Consider the following 18,510-nt stretch of genomic DNA (forward strand, 5'->3'; position numbering starts at 1 on the left):
GGCCGTTCATTTTACCGGCATTACGCCAGCGCCCAAAGGGCCGCGCTGCGGGCGTGGATGGCGGTGGTGTCGAACAGCGGCACGGCCGAGTCCTGCTGGTTCACCAGCAAGGAGATTTCGGTGCAGCCGAGGATGATGGCTTGCGCGCCCTGTTCGACCAGGCCGGCGATGATGCGCCGGTATTCCTCGCGCGAGCCGTCGACGATGCGGCCGAGGCATAGCTCGTCGTAGATGATGCGGTGGACGGTGTCGCGGTCGGCCTGCTCGGGAACGATCACGTCGAGGCCGTGCAGCTCGCGCAGGCGGTCCTTGTAGAACGCCTGCTCCATGGTGAAGCGCGTGCCCAGCAGGCCGATCTTGCGCAAGCCGGCACGCTTGATTTCCGTGGCGGTGGGATCGGCGATGTGGAACAGCGGTATGCGCACCGCCGCTTCGATGGCCGGCGCCACCTTGTGCATGGTGTTCGTGCACAGCACGACGAAGTCGGCGCCGGCGGCCTGCAACGCGCGCGCCGCGTCGGCCATCATCACACCGGCCGCATCCCAGTCACCGGCATGCTGCAGGCGTTCGACTTCGTGAAAGTCCACGCTCACCAGCACCACCTTGGCCGAATGCAGGCCGCCCAGTTCTTCCTTGATGGTTTCATTGACCTGACGGTAGTAAGGCACCGTCGATTCCCAGCTCATGCCGCCTATCAGTCCTATGGTTTTCACATGCCGTCCCTTGTTCTGTGTGCCTGTCCTATTCTAGCGGCAAACAGAAGCGCCGGCGGCGGGTACGCAGTTCGAGGCTTGCAGTGCGCGCGGACGGTAGGACGGCGCCATCAGCTTGTGCTGCTGCTTGCGGCGGAACTCGGCGTCTCGCTCCTGCCACGTCACGCCGGCCGGCAGCACCGGCGACGGCGCACCGTTCGGACGAATTTCCGTGACCGGCATATCGCCGGCGGCGAACTTGTTGTCGCTGTAGTGCACCACGCCCTTGGCATCGACCCATTTGTAGATCTGGGCCTGGGCCAGCAGCGGCAACGTGCACAACATGAAGGTGAGTAGTTTCGGCATGGACCGATTCTACAAAATATTTCCGTGTGGGAATCTATTGAAATGTCACGAAGACTGCATCAAGACGGTAGCGCCGCGCCCGAGCGAGCGCACCACCTGCATCACGTCCCAATTCGTCAGCCTTACGCAGCCGTGGGACTGGGTTTTGCCGATTTTTCCCGGCTCCGGCGTGCCGTGGATGCCGTAGTGCTCGATGCTCAGGTCCAGCCACGCCAGGCCGACCGGATTGTTCGGGCCGGCGGCGATGCGCGCCTTGCTGTCGTTGGCCTTGGCATCCCAGAACAGTTTCGGGTTGTAGCGGTATTCGGGATTGGTGGCGACGCCGCGCACCTGCCAGCGGCCTTCCGGCAGCGGATCGTGTTTGCTGCCCGTGCTGGCGGGGAATTGCGCGAACGGCGTGCCGTCCGCATCCAGCAGCGTCAACGTGCCCTCTTTTGCATCGATCAGCGCCGAGGTCGCCTTCGGCAGCGGCTTGGCGAGCGCCACGTTAGGCACCAGCAATTGCTCGCCGGCGCGCTTCATGGTCTTGCCTGGATTGAGGCGGCGCAGCAGTTCTGGACTGCAGTGAAAACGCTCGCCCAGCGCTTCAAGCAGGCTGGCGTAACCCAGCGCCGGCAGCTTGGCCTTGCCCGCCATGTCGGCCGGCACCGGCTTGTAGGGACCGGCCACATCCTGCGCGGTCAGCGTGTAGACCGTCAGCACCGGCGCCTGGTCCTGCTCCAGTTGCTGCCATGTGGCCGCATCGATGTTGCCGGTCGCCGGCAGCTGGCGCAGTTTCTGGAAGCCGCGTATGGCCTGGCGCATGGTGCTGCCGTAGGCCGCGTCCATTTCACCTGGCGAGAAATGCGCGCGGTCCAGCAATACTTGCGCGCGCAGCACGTTGGGACCGCTGGACTTGGGAAGAACAGGCCGGACGCGTTGCGCCGCGTTCAGGGTATCGGCTGCGGATAGCGCCGGTTCGGCGGCTTGCGCGAGCGTAGCGGCCAACATCAGAACAAGAAACAGTGCTTTCAAACGATGCTCGGACTATCAAAGACGGAATCGCATTCTATCCTTCTCAGCCGATTTTCTGCGCCACTTCCCAACTGTGCCCGGCAGGGTCGACGAAGTTGGCGGTGCGCATGCCCCACGGGCGGTCGAGCGGACCTTGCAGCAGCGTCACGCCGCGCTGTATCAGCTGCGCGCAGACCGCTTCCACGTCCTCCACCCAGATGCTGAACTGGAAGCGAGAACCCGCCTCCGGCGGCGCCACCGCGCCAGGCGCTATGATGGTTGGTGCGTGCGCCACTTCCAGCAGGTTGATCAGCACCTCGCCGAATTTGACCACCGCACAGTTGGCGTCCTCGTACACCACCTGCACACCAAACACATCCACATAAAACGCCTTGGCGGCAGGCAGGTCTTCAACGAAAAGACTGATCGCATTGATGTGTTCGAGTTTCATGGTTAGCAGCATCCTTCGGTTGGGCCGTTGATCACGGCTTCGATGCGATGGCCATCCGGGTCCACCAGGAAGGCCGCGTAGTAATGGTCGCCGTAGTCTTCGCGCAGGCCCGGTTCGCCGTTGTCGGCGCCGCCGGCGCGCAAGCCGGCGGCGTGGAAGGCAGCGGCCGCCGCGCGCGATGGCGCCCTGAGGGCCAGGTGGAAACCGTCGCCCGGCGCCGAGGCCTCGGGACGCAGTTTCAGGCACAGCAGGTCTTTATCGTCTTCCACGCCGTAGCCGATGGCGGTGTCGTCCTCGAACACGCGGCGATAACCGAGTGCGCCAAGCACCGCGTCGTAGAAGACGCCGGACAGGGCGAGGTCGCGCACGCCGAAGGAGATGTGATGCAGCATGGAGGCCTTAGTCGGTTTTACGGTATTTTTGCATGACGTAGCCGAGGCGGCTACGGTTCTTGTCCAGCCAGGTCCACAGCGCTTCGCTTTGCGGCGTGTGGGCGCGGTAGAAATTGTCGTTGAAGGCGAGCCAGACGCGGATGTTCAGCAGCGGCTGCTGCAACTGCACCACGGTGCCCTTGTGCTTGTCCAGCGTCTGCTGCAGATGCTTGGGCGCCACCGCCGCCACCACCACGCCGTCGACCCGGCCCAGCTTGAGCTTTTCGATGTTGCGCTCGAGGTCGCGGCCGCCCTCGTCCAGCGTCAGGCCTGCTTCGCGCAGGCGCGTGGCATAGCCGTTGCCTTGCGGGATGCCCAGTATTTTGCCTTTGAAGAATTGCATGGGATTGGTGCTCGCGGGCAGCTTGTCGCCGGCCCGCACCAGCACCAGCACCTGGTTGTGCAGGGCGCGTTCGAGATCGATATTGCCGGCCTTGTCGCGCGGCAGGGCGATCTCGGCCGGATAAAAACTCAGTTCGCCCAGCGGCGCCAGGTCGATGTCGCCATTGGCCAACGCCAGCTTGAGGCGCGCCACCGGCAGCCGCACCCAGATCGGTGCGCAGCCGAAGCCGGCGCCGACCACGGCGTCATGAATCAGGTCGACGGCCGCGCCGGGCGGATCGGGCACCTTGTCGCCCTCGCCCAGCCAGTACGGCGGACGATTCTGGTCCATATAGCCGACGCGCACGGGAATGCACGTGCCGGCCTGCACAGGCACGGCAGTGGCGGCAGCGAGCAACATCGTGAATATGCCAGCGCGCAGCGTCATCATGGGTCTCAGTGTTGGGGAGGTTCGGCCGGCTTGGGGGCCAGCGGTGCAAGGGCGGCAGCTTGTCCCTTGCCGACGATTTGGACGAAAATCTCGTTTTGCTTGAGCATGCTGAGCTCGTAGCGGGCACGCTCTTCGACCGCGCCGGTGCCGTCCTTGAGGTCGCGCACTTCGGAGTCGAGCTTGGCGTTGCGGGCCAACAGCTCCGCGTTCTTCTTGTGCGCCTGCTCCACCTGCGCCTCGAAATCCTTCACGCGCAGCCAGCCGCCCTTCCCCAGCCACAACGGGTACTGGATCAGCAGCAACAAAAACGCCAAAGCAAGAGTAATCAGACGCATAGACGGGGACGGACAAAATGATCCGCAATTATATAACGCCGCCGCCGCTTTTCTCAGAATCCGGCACAGACGCCATCGGCGCGCGGATCGGTGGCTGCCTCGATCAGCCCGCTGGCGTGATGGGCTACCGCGCCGGCATGCCCCATCATGTCGCTGTAGGCGTCTACCAACTCCACCTCGTGGCCGGTCCGCACCAGCTGTTCGACCAGCGCCGGCGGGAAACGGTTTTCCAGCTTGAGATTGGTCGAGGCAGCCCCCCAGGTCCGGCCCAGCAGCCAGCGCGGCGCGTTGAGCGCCGCCTGCATGTCCTGGCCGAACAGCACATGGCGGCTGAACACCGCGGCTTGGGTCTGCGGCTGCCCTTCGCCGCCCATGGTGCCGTAGGCGATGGTACGGCCGTCTTTCAGCCGCGCCAGCGCCGGATTGAGGGTGTGGAACGGCAGCCTGCCCGGCAGCAGGCGGTTGGGGCCATCTTCCAGTGTGAAGCTGGCGCCTCGGTTCTGCCACACCACGCCGGTGCCAGGCACCACCACGCCGCTGCCGAATTCCCAGAAAATGCTCTGGATGTAACTGACCACCGTGCCATGGCGGTCGGCCGCGCCCATCCAGATGGTGTCGCCAGGCTTGGCCGGATGCGGCCATTGCGCGGCGCTTGCGGCATCGATGGCGGCCGCCTCGCGCGCCAGCACCGGCTCCTGCAGCCAGTCCTGGGCGTCGAACGGCATGTGCGCCGGGTCGCCGACGTGGGCGTTACGCAGCAGGAAGGCGCGTTTGGTGGCTTCCACCAGCGCGTGCAGATGGGCATGACTGTCGGCCTGCATGTCTTGCCGGGCCGCGCGCAGGCGCTCGAACAAACCCAGTATCATCAGCGCAGACACGCCCTGAGTCGGCGGCGGCAGGTTGTAGACGCGCCCCACGCCCAGCTGCACACTGAGCGGGATCACGCTGCGGGCGCGATAGGCTTCCAGATCGGCCAGCCGCAACGGGCTGCCTAGCTGTTCCAGTCCCGCCGCCAGCGTACGCGCCACGTCGCCGCGATAGTAGTCGTCCAGTCCGGCCTCGGCCAGCCGCGCCAGCGTGGCCGCCAGCGCCGGCTGGCGTAGCAGCGTGTGCAGCGCAGGCGGGCCGTCCGGCGCGTAGGTCTCGGCGAAGCCGGGCTGCGGCGACAATTCCTGCCATTTGGCGGCGGTCAGTTCCACTTGCGACGGCGTGACCGGCACGCCATCGCTGGCGTGGCGGATCGCGTCCTGTAGCAGCCGTGACAGCGGCATGCGGCCGCCGGCCGCCTCGGCATACCGCAGCGCTTCGCTCCAGCCGCCGATGGCGCCAGCCACGGTCAGCGCGGCGCGCGGGCCGCGCGTGGGAATGGCGGCGTCGCCTCGCTCAGCGTAGAAATGGCTGTCGGCCAGACCAGCGGCGCCGCCGCAGGCGCGGATCGCCACCGGCTCGCGGCCCGGCTGGCTGATCAGCCAGAAGCCGTCGCCGCCAATGCCGTTCATGTGCGGGTAGACCACGGCAATGGCAGCGGCGGCGGCCAGCATGGCTTCGATCGCATTGCCGCCTTCGCGCAGGATGGTGCTGCCGGCCTGGGCCGCGAGATGATGCGGCGCGCTGACCATGCCGCCGATGCAGGTACGGCTACGCAGCATGGTCCACCTCCAGCAGGGAAACGTGGGCGGCAACGATGCGCCAGCCCGCCGGCATGCGCAGCCAGGTGTGGCTCTGGCGGCCGATGGCGCTGCTGCCGGCACGCGTGAATTCGGTATTGGCGGTAGCGTAGTCGCGGCCGTAAGTGGTGATGACGGTATGGTGCAAGTCGCGCTCCAGCCCGGCTGAAGGGCGGCGCGCGCGGTAGGCCTGGATCTCGGCGTAGCCATGCAGGTTTTCGCCGACGCCGTAACGGATGGTGTGCGGCGCGTTCCAGAATAATTCGTCGAGCACGGCAAGGTCGTTGCCGGACAGGGCGGCTTCGTAGCGGCGGAAAGCGGCCGTGACTTCGGCCACGGTCTCAGGCAGATTAATGAGGTGTTCCATATCAGTCCTGTGGGTGGGTAAGGTGGGCCAGGCTCATGGCTAACTGTACCAGCGCGCGGTCGCTGCCGGCCGGGCCGAGCAGCGAAATGCCGATCGGCAGGCCGTCTGCCGTCCAGCCGGGAATGCTCACTTGCGGCAGGCCGGCCAGGCCGGCGATGCAAGTGATGCGCAGGGTGCGGCGGCGCACTTCGTCGATCTCGGCCTCCGGCGCGTCCAGCAGCGGCGCCACGCTGGCAGCCGAGGGCAGCACCGCCACCGCATCGTTGCCCAGCAAGGCGCGCACTTCGGCACGGATGCTGGCCTGGCTGGCGCGCGCAGCGTCGACGTCGTTGCGCGTGCCAGCCTGGCGCGCCAATTCCCAGCGGCCGGCGATGGCGGCGCCAAAGCGCGGACTGGCGGCGGTGATCCACTCGCCATGCACTTGCCACGCCTCATGCGCGGCCAATGCGACATAAATTTCGCGCCAGTGTTCCAGCGCCTGCGCGGCGACGTTGGCGTGCTGCGTCGGCATCTGTTGCGGCGATGCTGCTGCACGGGTGCGCTGCGCAGGCATGCTCTGCGCCAGCGCGGCGTAGATCTGTTCCGCCAGCGAATGGAAGACGGCGTCGGCCTGCGCCAATGCGTCGTCCAGCATCAGCACGCGACTAAACTTGGCGCTGGCCTGCCCTGCCAGCAGCACTTCGGCGACGCGGCCGAAGGTGGCGCCATCGCACGCCAGCCAGGTTGGTGTGTCGAAGCCCGGATGCAGCGGTACCATCGCAGTACGTGGCAGCGCATCGTGCGTGGTGCGCAGCCCCCACAGGCCGCAATAGCTGGCCGGGACGCGGGTCGAGCCGCCAGTATCGGTGGCCAGCGCGAAGTCACATAGGCCCGCCGCGACCGCCGCCGCCGAGCCGCTGGAGGAGCCGCCCGGCACGCGGCCGGGCGCACGCACATTCAGCGGCGTGCCGTAGTGGACATTGTCGCCGTGGATGCTGTAGGCCAGTTCGTCGGTCAGGGTTTTGCCGACCAGCGTGGCGCCGGCGGCCAGCAGTTGCTCCACCATCGGGCTGCTGCGCTCGGGAATGGCGTGGCTTGCCAGCCAGGTGGGATTGCCGGCGCCGGTCGCGTAGCCGGCCACGTCGAACACGTCTTTGACGGCAAAGCTGAGGCCTGCCAGCGGCCCGCTGCCGGCGCCGGGAATCACGAAGCGGCCATGCGGCACCCATGCGCCGACGGTATCGTTGATGGGAAATGCGGTCATGCGGTCTCCAGATGTTGATGGTCGATGACGGCGCTCCACTGCTGCGCATGGTGCAGCAGCCAGCGGTCGGCGCCGCGCATCGTGATGAAGGACAGGCCGGCGGGTTTGCCATTCACCTCGCCGGCGGGAATGGTGAGCTGTGGCAGGCCGGCGTGGCCGGCAATGGCGTTGATGGCCAGTACGGCCGCGTAGAAGGCGTTGCGCGACTCGGCGCTGGCGTTCAGCGCCAGCGCAGTGGTGGGGGTGGTGGGCAGCACCAGCACCACGCCGGGTTGCAGCAGTTGTTTCAGAATGCGGCGCATGGCGGTGCGGTGAGCCAGCTGTTCCAGCGCCTGTTCGTCGTGCAGCGCCAGCACGCTGTCGAAGCGGGGAGCGATGGCGGGGCCAAATTGCGGGCGTGCGCGCATCAGCCAGTCGCCCAGCGATTGCTTGATCTGCGCGCCTTGCAGCACCTGGTAGCTTTGCAGCCAGTCTTGCGGATGGCCGTCGAAGATGGTCAGCGACGCGGCCGGGACCAGCGCTTGCGCGACCTGCCGCAGATGAGCATCCAGGGCGGGCTCGCACATGGCAAACACGTCTTCCAACAGCAGCAGGCGCGGGGCGCCAGCGACGGCGATGGCGTCGTCGCCGAGCAGCACCGCGCCCACCCGCGCCAACATGTCGGCGCTGCGGGCGAACCAGCCGATTGTGTCGTAGCCGGGCGCGAACGGCAGCACGCCGTGCAGCGGCAGGCGACCATGGCTGGGGCGCATGCCGTACACGCCGCAGAACGCCGCAGGCACGCGTACCGAGCCGCCGGTGTCGGTGCCGAGCGCAAAGTCGGCCAGGCCGGCCGCCACCGCTACCGCCGATCCGCTGGACGAGCCGCCCGGCAGGCTGTCCGGGCAGCGCGGATTGCGCGGCGTGCCGTAATGCCAGTTCTCCCCTTCCAGGCTGAACGCCAGTTCGTCGCTGATGGTCTTGCCGTGCACGGAAGCGCCAGCCGCCAGCAGTTGCCGCACCGCCGGCGCATGACGCGCTGCCGGCGCCCGTCCACGTGCCCAATCCGGATTGCCGCCGCCCGTGACGTAGCCAGCCACGTCGATCAAATCCTTGACCGCGAAGCGCAGGCCATCGAGCGCGCCGCCAGCCAGCGGCGCCACGCCGCAAAAAGTTCCCGGCACATAAGCGCCGTAGTCGTCTTTACTCATCGCAGGTCTGCCAGCGCGGCGCGCACGCGCTGCGAGTCGGTGACGAAGCCGAAGCATTTCTTGACGTTCCACACCGCCGCCTCGGCACAGAAGGCCGGCGAGGTGGTGGCGCAGCAGTCCTCCACCAGCACGCAGCCATAGCCGAGGAAATTGGCGTCGCTTAGCGTATGCAGCACGCACTGGTCGGTATTCACGCCGGCAAACAGAATCGTCTTGATGCCGAGGTTGCGCAGGATGCTGTCCAGCGGCGTATCCCAAAAACCGCTGATGCGGTGCTTGTCGACCAGGATGTCGCTGGCCTCCGGCTGCAGTTCATCGACGATGGCCGCCGCCCAGCTATCCTTCTGCAACACCGGCGCGCCGCTGCTGGCCAGCGGATCGCCAAGGCCAATGCCCTGCCCGGTCGGCTTATATAAGTGCAGCTGGTTAGGCGGCATATTGGCGAGGTCGGGGCGGTTGCCCCAGTTCAGCCAGATCACCGGCACACCGGCCTGGCGCAATTCCGGCAGCAGGCACTGCAATGGTGCAATTGGCCCACGATTGGGCGTCGGGTCGCCGCCAATCTGGTCAACCCAGCCCTCTTTGGTGCAAAAGTCGTTCTGCATGTCGATCACGATGATGGCGGTCTGGCGCAGGTTCAAGATCACCGACTGCGGCGCGGATTCAATCCGCAGCGGCTGCGGCGCTGGCGTTGGCACCGCCATATCGACTAGCTGCGCACTGGCCAGCCAGCCGTGGTTGACGCTGACGCCCAAAAAACCGTCACTGTTGTTCATGCTGCTCTCCTGTTGATGGCATCGAAATTGCTAAGGATCGAAGGGAAGTAAAAACTTACTTACCCCTTACAACTAGCAAAAGGAGTGCCAGATGAATCGCAAGCAATTCACCGTCAAGACCGTGGCCGCTGTCTGTATCAGTGCCATCTTCCCGCCCGCCATCGCCGCTGCGGCCGCCCCGCTCAAGGTCGGCGTACTGCTGCCGGGTTCGCGCTCCGACAAGGGCTGGATGGAATCCGGTTACGACGGCCTCAGCGCCGCGCAGAGAGAATTCGGCGACAAGATCCAGCTGCAGCTTATCGAGAACATCAACTACGCCGACATGGAACAGGCGCTGACCAACCTCGCCGCCAAGAACGATCTGGTGATCGGCATCGGCGGTCAGACCCAGGCTGCCGTGTACAAGATCGCCAAGCGCTTCCCCAAGAAAAAGTTCTCTATCGTCGGCGGCAATGAGGGACTGTCGGCGCCGAACGTGGCAGGCTACGACGTCAAGCAGGCGCAGATCGCCTTCGTGGCCGGCGCCGCTGCGGCCATGCTGTCCAAGACCGGCGTGGTCAGCTACATCGGCGGCATGGAGCTGCCGTCGATCGTCAACGCCGGCACCGAGTTCGGCAACGGCGCCCGCTACATCAATCCAAAGGTCAAATACATCAGCAACTACACCGGCGACTTCGATAACGTCACCAAGGCCAAGGAAGCCACGCTGGCGGCAATCGCCCAGGGCGCTGACGTGCATTACCACATCCTGAACCTCGGCTCGCGCGGCATGGAGCAGGCCGCCACGGAAAAGCACACCCACATGATCGGCAGCTACACGGACCGCTGCGGCACCGATCCGCTCTACCTCGCCTACAGCGTCACCGGCATCGGCTACCAGGCGCGCTACGCCATCAGTCAGGTGGTCAACGGCAGCTGGACGGCCGGCTACAAACCGTTCGGCCTGGCCATGGGTCCGGAGGCGGCCGATATGAAAGCCTGCGGCGCCACGCCAGCCATGGTCAACAAACTGAACCAGATCAAGCAGGACATCCTGAACGGCAAGATCAAGATTCTGGAGGGTTGATGATGGCAGCTGCTCTTCAAGCCATCGCGCCCGCCCCGGTCGTGCCGGCGCGGCTGCGGCTGTCTGGCATGCGCAAAAGTTTCGGCGCCGTCACCGTGCTGCACGACGTGGCGCTGGAGGTGGCGCCGGGCGAGATCCATTGCCTGCTGGGCGAAAACGGTGCCGGTAAGTCCACCTTGTGCAACCTGATCTTCGGCGTGCACGCGGCGGACGACGGCGCCATGGAAATCGACGGCCAGCCCTATCAGCCGCGCCGCCCGGCCGATGCGCTACAGCACGGCATCGCCATGGTGCACCAGCACTTCAGCCTGGTCGATGACCTGAGCGTGGTCGATAACCTGATGCTGGGCCAGGCGCGCGGTGTGCTGAAGCGCAAGGACGCTGCGGAACAGCTGAACCAGTTGGCCGCGCAATACGGCCTGGAACTGGATCCATGGGCGCGCATTGCGGATTTGTCAGTGGGCCAGCGGCAGCGGGTAGAAATCGTCAAATGCCTGATGCGCGCGCCGCGCCTGCTGGTGCTGGACGAGCCGACCGCCGTGCTGCTGCCGGATGAAATCGCCGCCCTGCTACAAGTCTGCCGCCGCGTCGCCCAGCAAGGTTGCAGCGTGGTGCTGGTGACGCACAAGCTGGCCGAAATCCGCCAGGTGGCCGACCGCGCCACCGTGCTGCGCGGCGGCCGTATCGCCGCCACCTCGGCCCGCCCGGCCGACGACATCGAACGGCTGGTGCGCGCCATGATAGGCCGCGATAGCAGCGGCGCCACGCCTGCCCTGCAGGCGCTGGAGCGGCCGCGCGCCACGCTGGCCGACGAGGTACTGCAAATCGACGGCCTCAGCGTCGAAGACGCGCATGGCCGCAAGCGGCTGGACAACTTCACGCTGGTACTCAACCGGGGTGAGATCGTCGGCGTGGCCGGCGTGGAAGGCAATGGCCAGGGCGAGCTGGCGGCGGTGCTGGCCGGCATGCAAGCCAGTTCGGCCGGCCGCTTTTATGTGAAACGCCAGTTGCTGTCCGGATCGACGCCGAAGCAAATCACGGCGGCCGGCGTTGGCATCGTGCCGGAAGACCGGCACAGCGTCGGCTGCATTACCGGCCTGAGCGTGGCCGACAATATTTTCCTCAACCGCTACCAGCAGTTCACGCGCTGGGGCCGCATCGACCGCAAGGCCATGCGCACCGCCGCGCGCGCGCTAATGCAGCGCTTCGATGTACGCGCCGCCAGCGAGGACGTGACCTTTAGCGGCCTGTCCGGCGGCAACCAGCAGAAAGCCGTGCTGGCACGCGAGCTGACGCTGCCCAACCTGGCGCTGCTGGTGGCGGCGCAACCGACGCGCGGACTGGATGTCGGCGCAGTGGAGGCGGTGTACGGCCACATCCGCGCGGCGCGCGACCGTGGGGTGGCGGTGCTACTGATGTCTTCCGAATTGGACGATCTGCTGGCCGTGGCAGACCGTATCGTGGTGCTGTACCGGGGGCGCATCACAGGCACCTGCCCGGCCAGCCAGGATCAACGCGAGCGCATAGGCGCAATGATGGCGGGACAAGAATGCTGACGACTATGAAAATCGATTACCGCGCCGCGCTGGCGCCCGTGGGCGCGGTGGCGGCTGCGCTGCTGCTGGGCGTGATCCTGGTGGCGCTGACCGGCACGCCAGTGGCGGAAGCGCTGGCCGCTTTCCTCGACGGCGCCGCCGGTTCGCCGTATGCCTTTGCCGCCTCGATCAACCGCGCGCTGGTGCTGGCCCTGATCGGTACCGGCTTCGTGCTGGCTGACCGCGCGCGCCTCACCAATGTCGGCGGCGAGGGCCAGATTGCAGTCGGCGGCATGGCCGCCACTGCCGTGGCGCTGTATGGCGGCGTGCAGGAATTGCCGTTCGGCCTGCCGTTTGTACTGCCGCTGCTGGCAGGCGCGCTGGCCGGCGGCTGCTGGGGCGGCATCGCCGGCGTGCTGAAGGCCACGGCCGGCGCCAATGAAGTGATCAGCACGCTGATGTTGTCCTTCATCGGCGTCTGGCTGCTGTACTGGAGCGTGCAATCGGAACACCTGCTGCGCCAGCCAATGACGAATGCCGGCACGCTGCCGGAATCGTCGGAGATCCCGCTCAGCACGCACCTGCCGTGGTTCTTCGGTGACGATTCCATGCCGCTGCACCTCGGCCTGCCGCTGGCCGTGCTGCTGGGCGTGCTGGTGTCGGCCGTGCTGGCGCGATCGCTGTTCGGCATACATCTGCGCGCTGTTGGCCTGAACCCCGTAGCCGCGCGCCGCGCCGGCATGCCGATTGTGTCCACCATGATCGGTGCCATGCTGCTGGCCGGCGCGCTCTCCGGCTTGGCCGGCGCCATCATGCTGCAAAGCGAACAGTATGTGCTGAAAGCCGGCTTCTCGTCCGGCTACGGCTTCGACGGCCTGGTGGTCGGCTTGCTGGCGCGCGGCTCGGTCAGCGGCGTGTTTGCCGGTGCGCTGCTGTTCGGCTTCCTGCGTTCGGGTGGCATCACCATGGAAATGGTGGCGGCCGTGCCATCAGCACTGGTGCTGGTCGTGCAAGGTGTGATTATCCTGATGGTCGCTGCGGCGGCCCATCGCCAGGCGCAAGGAGCACGCGCATGAGCTGGGAAACCACCGCAGTCTTTGTCGGATCGTCGATCCGCTTTGCCGCCCCGCTGCTGCTGGGTGCCACCGGCGAACTGGCCAGCCAGCGCGCCGGGGTATTGAACATGAGCCTGGAAGGCATGATGCTAACCGGCGCCTTTGCCGCCGCTGCCGGGTCCTACTTCAGCGGCGATCCACTACTGGGACTGCTGATCGCCGTGCTGGCGGTACTGCCGCTTGCGCTGCTGCAAGGCTGGCTCAGCATCACGCTGGGCGCCAACCAGATTGTTACCGGCATCGGCATCAATATCCTGGCGCTGGGCGGCACCACGCTGGCCTACCGCGAAATGTTCGGCAGCCGTTCCGCCGCCGCCATCCCGGCGCTGGCCAGCTGGACGCCGCCCGGCCTGCGCGACTTGCCGCTGATCGGTCATGCCGTGTTTGAACAGGTGTGGCTGCTGTATCTGGGCCTGGCGGTGCTGGCGGCGGTGGCTTGGGCCCTGCGCCACAGCGCGCTCGGCCTGGCCCTGCACGCTTGCGGCGCCGAGCCGGGCGCGGTCGACAAGGCCGGCATGGCGGTGACGCGGCTGCGCTACCGCGCCGTGCTGTTCAGCGGCGTAATGGCGGCGCTGGCCGGCAGCTTTATTTCGATCGGCGACATCCACACTTTCACCGAAGGCATGACCGGCGGTGCCGGCTATCTGGCGATTGCCGCCATCATCTTCGGCAACTGGAAGCCGGGACGCATGCTGCTGGCCTGCCTGCTGTTCGGCGCCGCCAGCGCGCTGCAATTCTTCCTGCCCACAATAGGCGTGACGGTGCCGAGCGCACTGCTTATCATGTTGCCTTACGTGCTGGCGTTGTTGGCCGTGGCCGGTTTCATCGGCCGCCAGACCGCACCCAAGGCACTGACCCAGCCCTACCGGAGAGCTTGACCACGATGACCGAAAAAAATACCGAAGCAGACAGCGCGCCCGGCTCGCGCGAGCGCATCCTGCAAGCCGCGATTACCGAGTTCGCGGACAAGGGCTACAGCGGCGCCCGCACCGACACTATCGCGCGCAATGCCCGCTCGAATATCCGCATGATTTACCACTACTTCGGCAACAAGGAAGCCTTGTACGTGGCGGTGCTGGAGCAGGTGCTGGACAGCCTGCGCGCGGATGAACTGAGCCTGCAATTCGACTTCGAGCGCGATTCGCCGCTGGAGGGCATGCGGGCGATCTTCGATTTCATCCACGGCCACTTTGCGGCGCACCCGGAGTTGATGAGTTTGCTGTCCTGGGAAAACTTGAACCGCGCCCGCTTCATGGAGCAGTCGACCCATATCCCGGAGCGCGCTTCGCCGGTGATTACGCTGCTGGACCAGCTGCTGAAACGCGGTGTGAAAGCCGGCCAGTTCCGCAAAGGCATCGATGCGCTGCACCTGTACGTGGCGATGGTGAGCATGGCCTACTTTCACAAGTCCAACGCCTACACCCTGTCGCGTATTTTCCAGCGCGACCTGCTCGACCCGGCCTGGCAGCGCGAGCACAAGCAGCAAGCGCAGCAGATGCTATTCGGCTTCCTGGCGCCGCAGCCATAAAAAAAGGCCGGTTGAATCAACCGGCCTCTTCTAGGTTACCCCAGGATTACTTCAAGTTGTAGAACGCATCGCGGCCTGGGTAGGAAGCGATATCGCCCAGATCTTCTTCGATACGCAGCAGCTGGTTGTATTTCGCCATGCGGTCCGAACGCGACATCGAGCCGGTCTTGATCTGCAGGGCGTTCAGGCCAACCGCGATATCGGCGATGGTCGAGTCTTCGGTTTCGCCCGAACGGTGCGAGATCACGGCGGTGTAGCCGGCGCGCTTGGCCATTTCGATGGCGGCGAAGGTCTCGGTCAGGGTGCCGATCTGGTTGATCTTGATCAGGATCGAGTTGGCGATGCCCTTCTGGATGCCTTCTTTCAGGATCTTGGTGTTGGTGACGTACAGATCGTCGCCCACCAGCTGAACCTTCTGGCCCAGTTCCTTGGTCAGGATGGCCCAGCCGTCCCAGTCGCCTTCGTGCATCGCGTCTTCGATCGAGATGATCGGGTACTTGTCGCACCAGGTCGCCAGCAGGTTGGTGAACTCGGTCGCAGTCAGCGACAGGCCTTCGCCTTCCAGTTCGTATTTACCGTCTTTGTAGAATTCCGACGCCGCGCAATCGAGGCCGATGGCGATCTGGGTGCCTGGCTCGTAGCCGGCCTGTTCGATCGCTTCGATGATCAGCTTGATCGCTTCTTCGTGGTTGGCCAGCGATGGGGCGAAGCCGCCTTCGTCGCCGACGTTGGTGTTCAGGCCCTTCTTGTGCAGGATCTTCTTCAGGGTGTGGAACACTTCCGCGCCGTAACGCACGGCTTCCTTGAACGACGGTGCGCCGACTGGAATGATCATGAATTCCTGGATGTCCAGATTGTTGTCGGCGTGCGCGCCGCCGTTGATCACGTTCATCATCGGCACTGGCAGTTGCATCGCGCCCGAACCGCCGAAGTAGCGGTACAGCGGCAGGCCGGCTTCTTCAGCGGCGGCCTTGGCCACGGCCATCGACACCGCCAGCATGGCGTTGGCGCCCAGGCGTGCCTTGTTTTCGGTGCCGTCCAGGTCGATCAGAGTGCGGTCCAGGAAGGCTTGTTCATTGGCGTCCAGGCCCATGATGGCTTCCGAGATTTCGGTGTTGATGTTTTCGCAGGCTTTCAGTACGCCCTTGCCGAAGTAACGCTTCGGATCGCCGTCACGCAGCTCGATCGCTTCGCGCGAACCGGTCGACGCGCCCGACGGCACGGCCGCACGGCCCATCACGCCCGATTCCAGCAGCACGTCGCATTCGACGGTTGGATTGCCGCGCGAATCGATAATTTCACGGCCGATAATATCAACAATAGCACTCATGTCATTCTCCAAAGTTAGGCGATACGAAGTCGCGCCGCGTCTTTACGCGCGTTGCGAGGTCAAGGATAACGGGAATTGTACCCGGTGCCGGGAATATTGTTAATTTTCCCACACCGGGCAGGCTGCTTAGTTGAAGCTGTTCTCCAGGAAGCCAGCTTTTTTGGTGACGCGGTCGAGTTCGATCAGAACCGACAGCAGGTCCTTCATGCGGCCCAGCGGCACGGCGTTGGGGCCGTCCGACAGTGCTTCCGCAGGGTTGGGATGGGTTTCCATGAACAGGCCGTCGACGCCCACGGCCACGGCCGCGCGCGACAGCACCGGCACCATCTCGCGCATGCCGCCCGAGGAAGTGCCGTTACCGCCCGGCAGCTGCACCGAGTGGGTGGCGTCGAACACCACCGGCGAACCGGTTTCGCGCATGATCGCCAGCGAGCGCATGTCCGACACCAGGTTGTTGTAGCCGAACGAGGCGCCGCGTTCGCAGGCCATGAAGTTGTCTTCGTTCAGGCCGGCTGCCTTGGCGGCGGCGCGGGCCTTGTCGATCACGTTCTTCATGTCGTGCGGGGCCAGGAACTGGCCCTTCTTGATGTTGACCGGCAGGCCGGACTGCGCGCAGGCGACGATGAAGTCGGTCTGGCGGCACAGGAAGGCCGGGGTCTGCAGCACGTCCACCACTTTCGAGGCCACTTCGATGTCTTCGATCGAGTGCACGTCGGTCAGCACCGGCACGTTCAGCTCGCGCTTGACGGCGGCCAGGATCTCCAGGCCCTGCTCGCGGCCGGGGCCGCGATACGAGGTGCCCGACGAGCGGTTGGCCTTGTCGAACGAGGCCTTGAAGATGAAAGGAATGCCCAGCTCGGTGGTCATCTCTTTCAGCGCGCCGGCGGTGTCGAAGGCCATCTGGCGCGATTCGACGACACAGTTACCGGAGATCAGGAAGAACGGTTGGTCCAGGCCTACGTCGAATCCGCACAGTTTCATGCTGCTTCTCCTGCGGCCTTGTGAGCCAGGGCCGCCTTGATGTAAGACGTGAACAGCGGGTGGCCGTCACGCGGGGTCGATTTGAATTCAGGGTGGTACTGCACGCCCATATACCATGGGTGGGCGTTGTCGCCGCTGCGTGGCAGTTCCATGATTTCGCACAGGTCTTCGGTCGGGGTACGGGCCGCCACCACCAGGCCGGCCGCTTCCACGCGTGGCAGGTAGTGGTTGTTGGCTTCGTAACGGTGACGGTGACGCTCGGTCACGACCGCGCCGTAGATTTCCGACGCCAGCGTGCCCGGCTTGATGGCGCAGGTCTGCGCGCCCAGGCGCATGGTGCCGCCCAGGTCGGAGTTCTCGTCGCGCTTTTCAACCTTGCCGTCCTGGCCTTGCCATTCGTCGATCAGGGCGACGACCGGCTGGGCGGTGTCGAGGTCGAACTCGGTCGAGTTGGCGCTGGTCAGGCCGGCCTTGTGGCGCGCGTATTCGATCAGCGCGACCTGCATGCCGAGGCAGATGCCGAGGTAAGGGATCTTGTTCTCACGGGCGAACTGGGCCGCCATGATCTTGCCTTCCACGCCGCGCTTGCCGAAGCCGCCCGGCACCAGGATGGCGTCGTACTTGGCCAGCGAGGCGCAACCGATGGTTTCGATCTCTTCCGAGTCGATGTACTCGATGTTGACCTTGGCTTCGTTGTGGATGCCGGCGTGGCGCAGCGCTTCGGTCAGCGACTTGTACGATTCGGTCAGCTCGACGTACTTGCCGACCATGCCGATCGATACTTCCGACTTCGGATGCTCGAGCGTGAAGATCAGCTTGCTCCAGACCGACAGGTCGGCCGGCGCGGGGTTCAGGTCCAGCGCTTCGCAGATGATGGCGTCCAGGCCCTGGTCGTGCAGCATTTGCGGCACTTTGTAGATGGTGTCGACGTCCCACACGGAGATCACGGCCTGCTCTTCGATGTTCGAGAACAGCGAGATCTTGGCGCGTTCGTCTTCCGGGATGGCGCGGTCGGCGCGGCACAGCAGCGCATTCGGCGAGATGCCGATTTCGCGCAGCTTCTGTACCGAGTGCTGGGTCGGCTTGGTCTTCAGTTCACCGGCCGAGGCGATGTACGGCACCAGGGTCAGGTGCACGAAGGCGGTGTTCTTGCGGCCGGCGCGCAGGCTCAGCTGACGTGCCGCTTCCAGGAACGGCAGCGATTCGATGTCGCCCACGGTGCCGCCGATTTCGCACAGGGCCACGTCGTAGCCTTCGGCGCCGCGACGGATGTAGTCCTGGATTTCGTTGGTGATGTGCGGAATGACCTGCACGGTCTTGCCCAGGTACTCGCCACGGCGTTCCTTGCGGATCACCGATTCGTAGATTTGGCCGGTGGTGAAGTTGTTCACCTTCTTCATGCGGGTGCTGATGAAGCGCTCGTAGTGGCCGAGGTCGAGATCGGTTTCGGCGCCGTCGTCGGTGACGAACACTTCACCGTGTTGCATAGGCGACATGGTGCCCGGATCGACGTTGATGTACGGATCCAGCTTGAGCATGGTGACTTTGAGGCCGCGCGATTCAAGGATCGCGGCGAGAGAGGCAGCGGCGATCCCTTTACCCAGGGAAGACACGACGCCGCCAGTGACGAAGACAAATTTGGTCATTGCGGAAGGTGCCGAACGGCACATGC

At 65.3% G+C, this 18,510-nt stretch carries 20 protein-coding genes; 5 read left to right on the forward strand and 15 right to left on the reverse strand.

Annotation, left to right across the window (positions count from 1 at the left end):
- Positions 1-20 precede the first annotated feature (20 nt).
- From ACXZ1M_RS06250 to ACXZ1M_RS06305, 12 genes are read right to left on the reverse strand one after another with little or no spacing between them, the layout of a single operon-like run.
- A complete protein-coding gene (locus tag ACXZ1M_RS06250) occupies positions 21-713 on the reverse strand; it encodes an aspartate/glutamate racemase family protein (RefSeq protein WP_459052325.1) in 693 nt (230 codons plus the stop codon).
- Between the two features lie 33 nt (positions 714-746).
- Entirely contained in the window at positions 747-1,058 is a 312-nt protein-coding gene (locus ACXZ1M_RS06255; protein ID WP_459052326.1) for a DUF4124 domain-containing protein, read from the reverse strand.
- 45 nt (positions 1,059-1,103) lie between these two features.
- The gene (locus tag ACXZ1M_RS06260) at positions 1,104-2,072 is read right to left on the reverse strand and encodes a L,D-transpeptidase family protein (RefSeq protein WP_459052327.1); all 969 of its coding nucleotides are present in this window, start codon (positions 2,070-2,072) and stop codon (positions 1,104-1,106) included.
- 43 nt (positions 2,073-2,115) lie between these two features.
- The gene (locus tag ACXZ1M_RS06265) at positions 2,116-2,502 is read right to left on the reverse strand and encodes a VOC family protein (RefSeq protein WP_459052328.1); all 387 of its coding nucleotides are present in this window, start codon (positions 2,500-2,502) and stop codon (positions 2,116-2,118) included.
- Between the two features lie 2 nt (positions 2,503-2,504).
- Entirely contained in the window at positions 2,505-2,894 is a 390-nt protein-coding gene (locus ACXZ1M_RS06270) for a VOC family protein (RefSeq protein WP_459052329.1), read from the reverse strand.
- Positions 2,895-2,901: 7 nt separating this feature from the next.
- Positions 2,902-3,705, reverse strand: coding sequence for a hypothetical protein (locus tag ACXZ1M_RS06275; RefSeq protein ID WP_459052330.1), 804 nt, complete (start codon positions 3,703-3,705; stop codon positions 2,902-2,904).
- A gap of 5 nt (positions 3,706-3,710) precedes the next feature.
- The gene (gene ftsB, locus ACXZ1M_RS06280; RefSeq protein WP_459052331.1) at positions 3,711-4,040 is read right to left on the reverse strand and encodes a cell division protein FtsB; all 330 of its coding nucleotides are present in this window, start codon (positions 4,038-4,040) and stop codon (positions 3,711-3,713) included.
- A gap of 53 nt (positions 4,041-4,093) precedes the next feature.
- Positions 4,094-5,689, reverse strand: a complete 1,596-nt coding sequence (locus ACXZ1M_RS06285) for a gamma-glutamyltransferase family protein (protein WP_459052332.1) — start codon at positions 5,687-5,689, stop codon at positions 4,094-4,096.
- Positions 5,679-6,074, reverse strand: a complete 396-nt coding sequence (hpxZ, locus tag ACXZ1M_RS06290) for an oxalurate catabolism protein HpxZ (RefSeq protein WP_459052333.1) — start codon at positions 6,072-6,074, stop codon at positions 5,679-5,681. The genes ACXZ1M_RS06285 and hpxZ overlap by 11 nt, the downstream gene beginning before the upstream one ends.
- Before the next feature lies 1 nt (position 6,075).
- A complete protein-coding gene (locus ACXZ1M_RS06295; RefSeq protein WP_459052334.1) occupies positions 6,076-7,317 on the reverse strand; it encodes an amidase in 1,242 nt (413 codons plus the stop codon).
- A complete protein-coding gene (locus ACXZ1M_RS06300) occupies positions 7,314-8,507 on the reverse strand; it encodes an amidase (protein WP_459052335.1) in 1,194 nt (397 codons plus the stop codon). The genes ACXZ1M_RS06295 and ACXZ1M_RS06300 overlap by 4 nt, the downstream gene beginning before the upstream one ends.
- On the reverse strand, positions 8,504-9,283 hold the full coding sequence (locus ACXZ1M_RS06305; protein ID WP_459052336.1) for a cysteine hydrolase family protein: 780 nt from the start codon (positions 9,281-9,283) through the stop codon (positions 8,504-8,506). Before ACXZ1M_RS06305 ends, ACXZ1M_RS06300 begins: the two co-directional genes overlap by 4 nt.
- 91 nt (positions 9,284-9,374) lie before the next feature.
- On the opposite strand from ACXZ1M_RS06305, the gene ACXZ1M_RS06310 reads away from it, so the two are divergent.
- Genes ACXZ1M_RS06310 through ACXZ1M_RS06330 form a run of 5 tightly spaced genes read left to right on the forward strand, consistent with a single transcriptional unit; the run spans position 9,375 to position 14,527 of the window.
- Positions 9,375-10,349 carry a BMP family protein gene (locus ACXZ1M_RS06310; protein WP_459052337.1) on the forward strand — a complete coding sequence of 325 codons (975 nt, stop codon included), beginning with the start codon at positions 9,375-9,377 and terminating at the stop codon, positions 10,347-10,349.
- The gene (locus ACXZ1M_RS06315) at positions 10,349-11,905 is read left to right on the forward strand and encodes an ABC transporter ATP-binding protein (protein WP_459052338.1); all 1,557 of its coding nucleotides are present in this window, start codon (positions 10,349-10,351) and stop codon (positions 11,903-11,905) included. Before ACXZ1M_RS06310 ends, ACXZ1M_RS06315 begins: the two co-directional genes overlap by 1 nt.
- Positions 11,906-11,910: 5 nt before the next feature.
- Positions 11,911-12,960: an ABC transporter permease gene (locus ACXZ1M_RS06320; RefSeq protein ID WP_459052339.1), complete on the forward strand. Its 1,050-nt coding sequence runs from the start codon at positions 11,911-11,913 to the stop codon at positions 12,958-12,960.
- Entirely contained in the window at positions 12,957-13,877 is a 921-nt protein-coding gene (locus ACXZ1M_RS06325) for an ABC transporter permease (protein ID WP_459052340.1), read from the forward strand. The genes ACXZ1M_RS06320 and ACXZ1M_RS06325 overlap by 4 nt, the downstream gene beginning before the upstream one ends.
- A 5-nt stretch (positions 13,878-13,882) precedes the next feature.
- Positions 13,883-14,527 carry a TetR family transcriptional regulator gene (locus ACXZ1M_RS06330; protein ID WP_459052341.1) on the forward strand — a complete coding sequence of 215 codons (645 nt, stop codon included), beginning with the start codon at positions 13,883-13,885 and terminating at the stop codon, positions 14,525-14,527.
- A 46-nt stretch (positions 14,528-14,573) separates the two neighbouring features.
- On the opposite strand, the gene eno is transcribed toward ACXZ1M_RS06330, so the two are convergent.
- The 3 genes from eno to ACXZ1M_RS06345 all read right to left on the reverse strand — a co-directional run bounded on the left by eno (position 14,574) and on the right by ACXZ1M_RS06345 (position 18,484).
- Positions 14,574-15,857 carry a phosphopyruvate hydratase gene (gene eno, locus ACXZ1M_RS06335; RefSeq protein ID WP_459052342.1) on the reverse strand — a complete coding sequence of 428 codons (1,284 nt, stop codon included), beginning with the start codon at positions 15,855-15,857 and terminating at the stop codon, positions 14,574-14,576.
- 126 nt (positions 15,858-15,983) lie between these two features.
- Positions 15,984-16,838, reverse strand: a complete 855-nt coding sequence (gene kdsA / locus ACXZ1M_RS06340; protein ID WP_459052343.1) for a 3-deoxy-8-phosphooctulonate synthase — start codon at positions 16,836-16,838, stop codon at positions 15,984-15,986.
- Positions 16,835-18,484 carry a CTP synthase gene (locus ACXZ1M_RS06345; protein ID WP_459052344.1) on the reverse strand — a complete coding sequence of 550 codons (1,650 nt, stop codon included), beginning with the start codon at positions 18,482-18,484 and terminating at the stop codon, positions 16,835-16,837. The genes kdsA and ACXZ1M_RS06345 overlap by 4 nt, the downstream gene beginning before the upstream one ends.
- Positions 18,485-18,510 lie beyond the last annotated feature (26 nt).

This window comes from Duganella paludis (assembly GCF_054461335.1).

Bases quoted from the DNA above. Each gene is read 5' to 3' on its own strand.
- ACXZ1M_RS06255 (WP_459052326.1), bottom strand. From the start codon at position 1,058: ATGCCGAAACTACTCACCTTCATGTTGTGCACGTTGCCGCTGCTGGCC.
- ACXZ1M_RS06265 (WP_459052328.1), bottom strand. From the start codon at position 2,502: ATGAAACTCGAACACATCAATGCGATCAGTCTTTTCGTTGAAGACCTG.
- ACXZ1M_RS06270 (WP_459052329.1), bottom strand. From the start codon at position 2,894: ATGCTGCATCACATCTCCTTCGGCGTGCGCGACCTCGCCCTGTCCGGC.
- ACXZ1M_RS06275 (WP_459052330.1), bottom strand. From the start codon at position 3,705: ATGATGACGCTGCGCGCTGGCATATTCACGATGTTGCTCGCTGCCGCC.
- ftsB (WP_459052331.1), bottom strand. From the start codon at position 4,040: ATGCGTCTGATTACTCTTGCTTTGGCGTTTTTGTTGCTGCTGATCCAG.
- ACXZ1M_RS06285 (WP_459052332.1), bottom strand. From the start codon at position 5,689: ATGCTGCGTAGCCGTACCTGCATCGGCGGCATGGTCAGCGCGCCGCAT.
- hpxZ (WP_459052333.1), bottom strand. From the start codon at position 6,074: ATGGAACACCTCATTAATCTGCCTGAGACCGTGGCCGAAGTCACGGCC.
- ACXZ1M_RS06295 (WP_459052334.1), bottom strand. From the start codon at position 7,317: ATGACCGCATTTCCCATCAACGATACCGTCGGCGCATGGGTGCCGCAT.
- ACXZ1M_RS06300 (WP_459052335.1), bottom strand. From the start codon at position 8,507: ATGAGTAAAGACGACTACGGCGCTTATGTGCCGGGAACTTTTTGCGGC.
- ACXZ1M_RS06305 (WP_459052336.1), bottom strand. From the start codon at position 9,283: ATGAACAACAGTGACGGTTTTTTGGGCGTCAGCGTCAACCACGGCTGG.
- ACXZ1M_RS06310 (WP_459052337.1), top strand. From the start codon at position 9,375: ATGAATCGCAAGCAATTCACCGTCAAGACCGTGGCCGCTGTCTGTATC.
- ACXZ1M_RS06315 (WP_459052338.1), top strand. From the start codon at position 10,349: ATGATGGCAGCTGCTCTTCAAGCCATCGCGCCCGCCCCGGTCGTGCCG.
- ACXZ1M_RS06320 (WP_459052339.1), top strand. From the start codon at position 11,911: ATGAAAATCGATTACCGCGCCGCGCTGGCGCCCGTGGGCGCGGTGGCG.
- ACXZ1M_RS06325 (WP_459052340.1), top strand. From the start codon at position 12,957: ATGAGCTGGGAAACCACCGCAGTCTTTGTCGGATCGTCGATCCGCTTT.
- ACXZ1M_RS06330 (WP_459052341.1), top strand. From the start codon at position 13,883: ATGACCGAAAAAAATACCGAAGCAGACAGCGCGCCCGGCTCGCGCGAG.
- eno (WP_459052342.1), bottom strand. From the start codon at position 15,857: ATGAGTGCTATTGTTGATATTATCGGCCGTGAAATTATCGATTCGCGC.
- kdsA (WP_459052343.1), bottom strand. From the start codon at position 16,838: ATGAAACTGTGCGGATTCGACGTAGGCCTGGACCAACCGTTCTTCCTG.
- ACXZ1M_RS06345 (WP_459052344.1), bottom strand. From the start codon at position 18,484: ATGACCAAATTTGTCTTCGTCACTGGCGGCGTCGTGTCTTCCCTGGGT.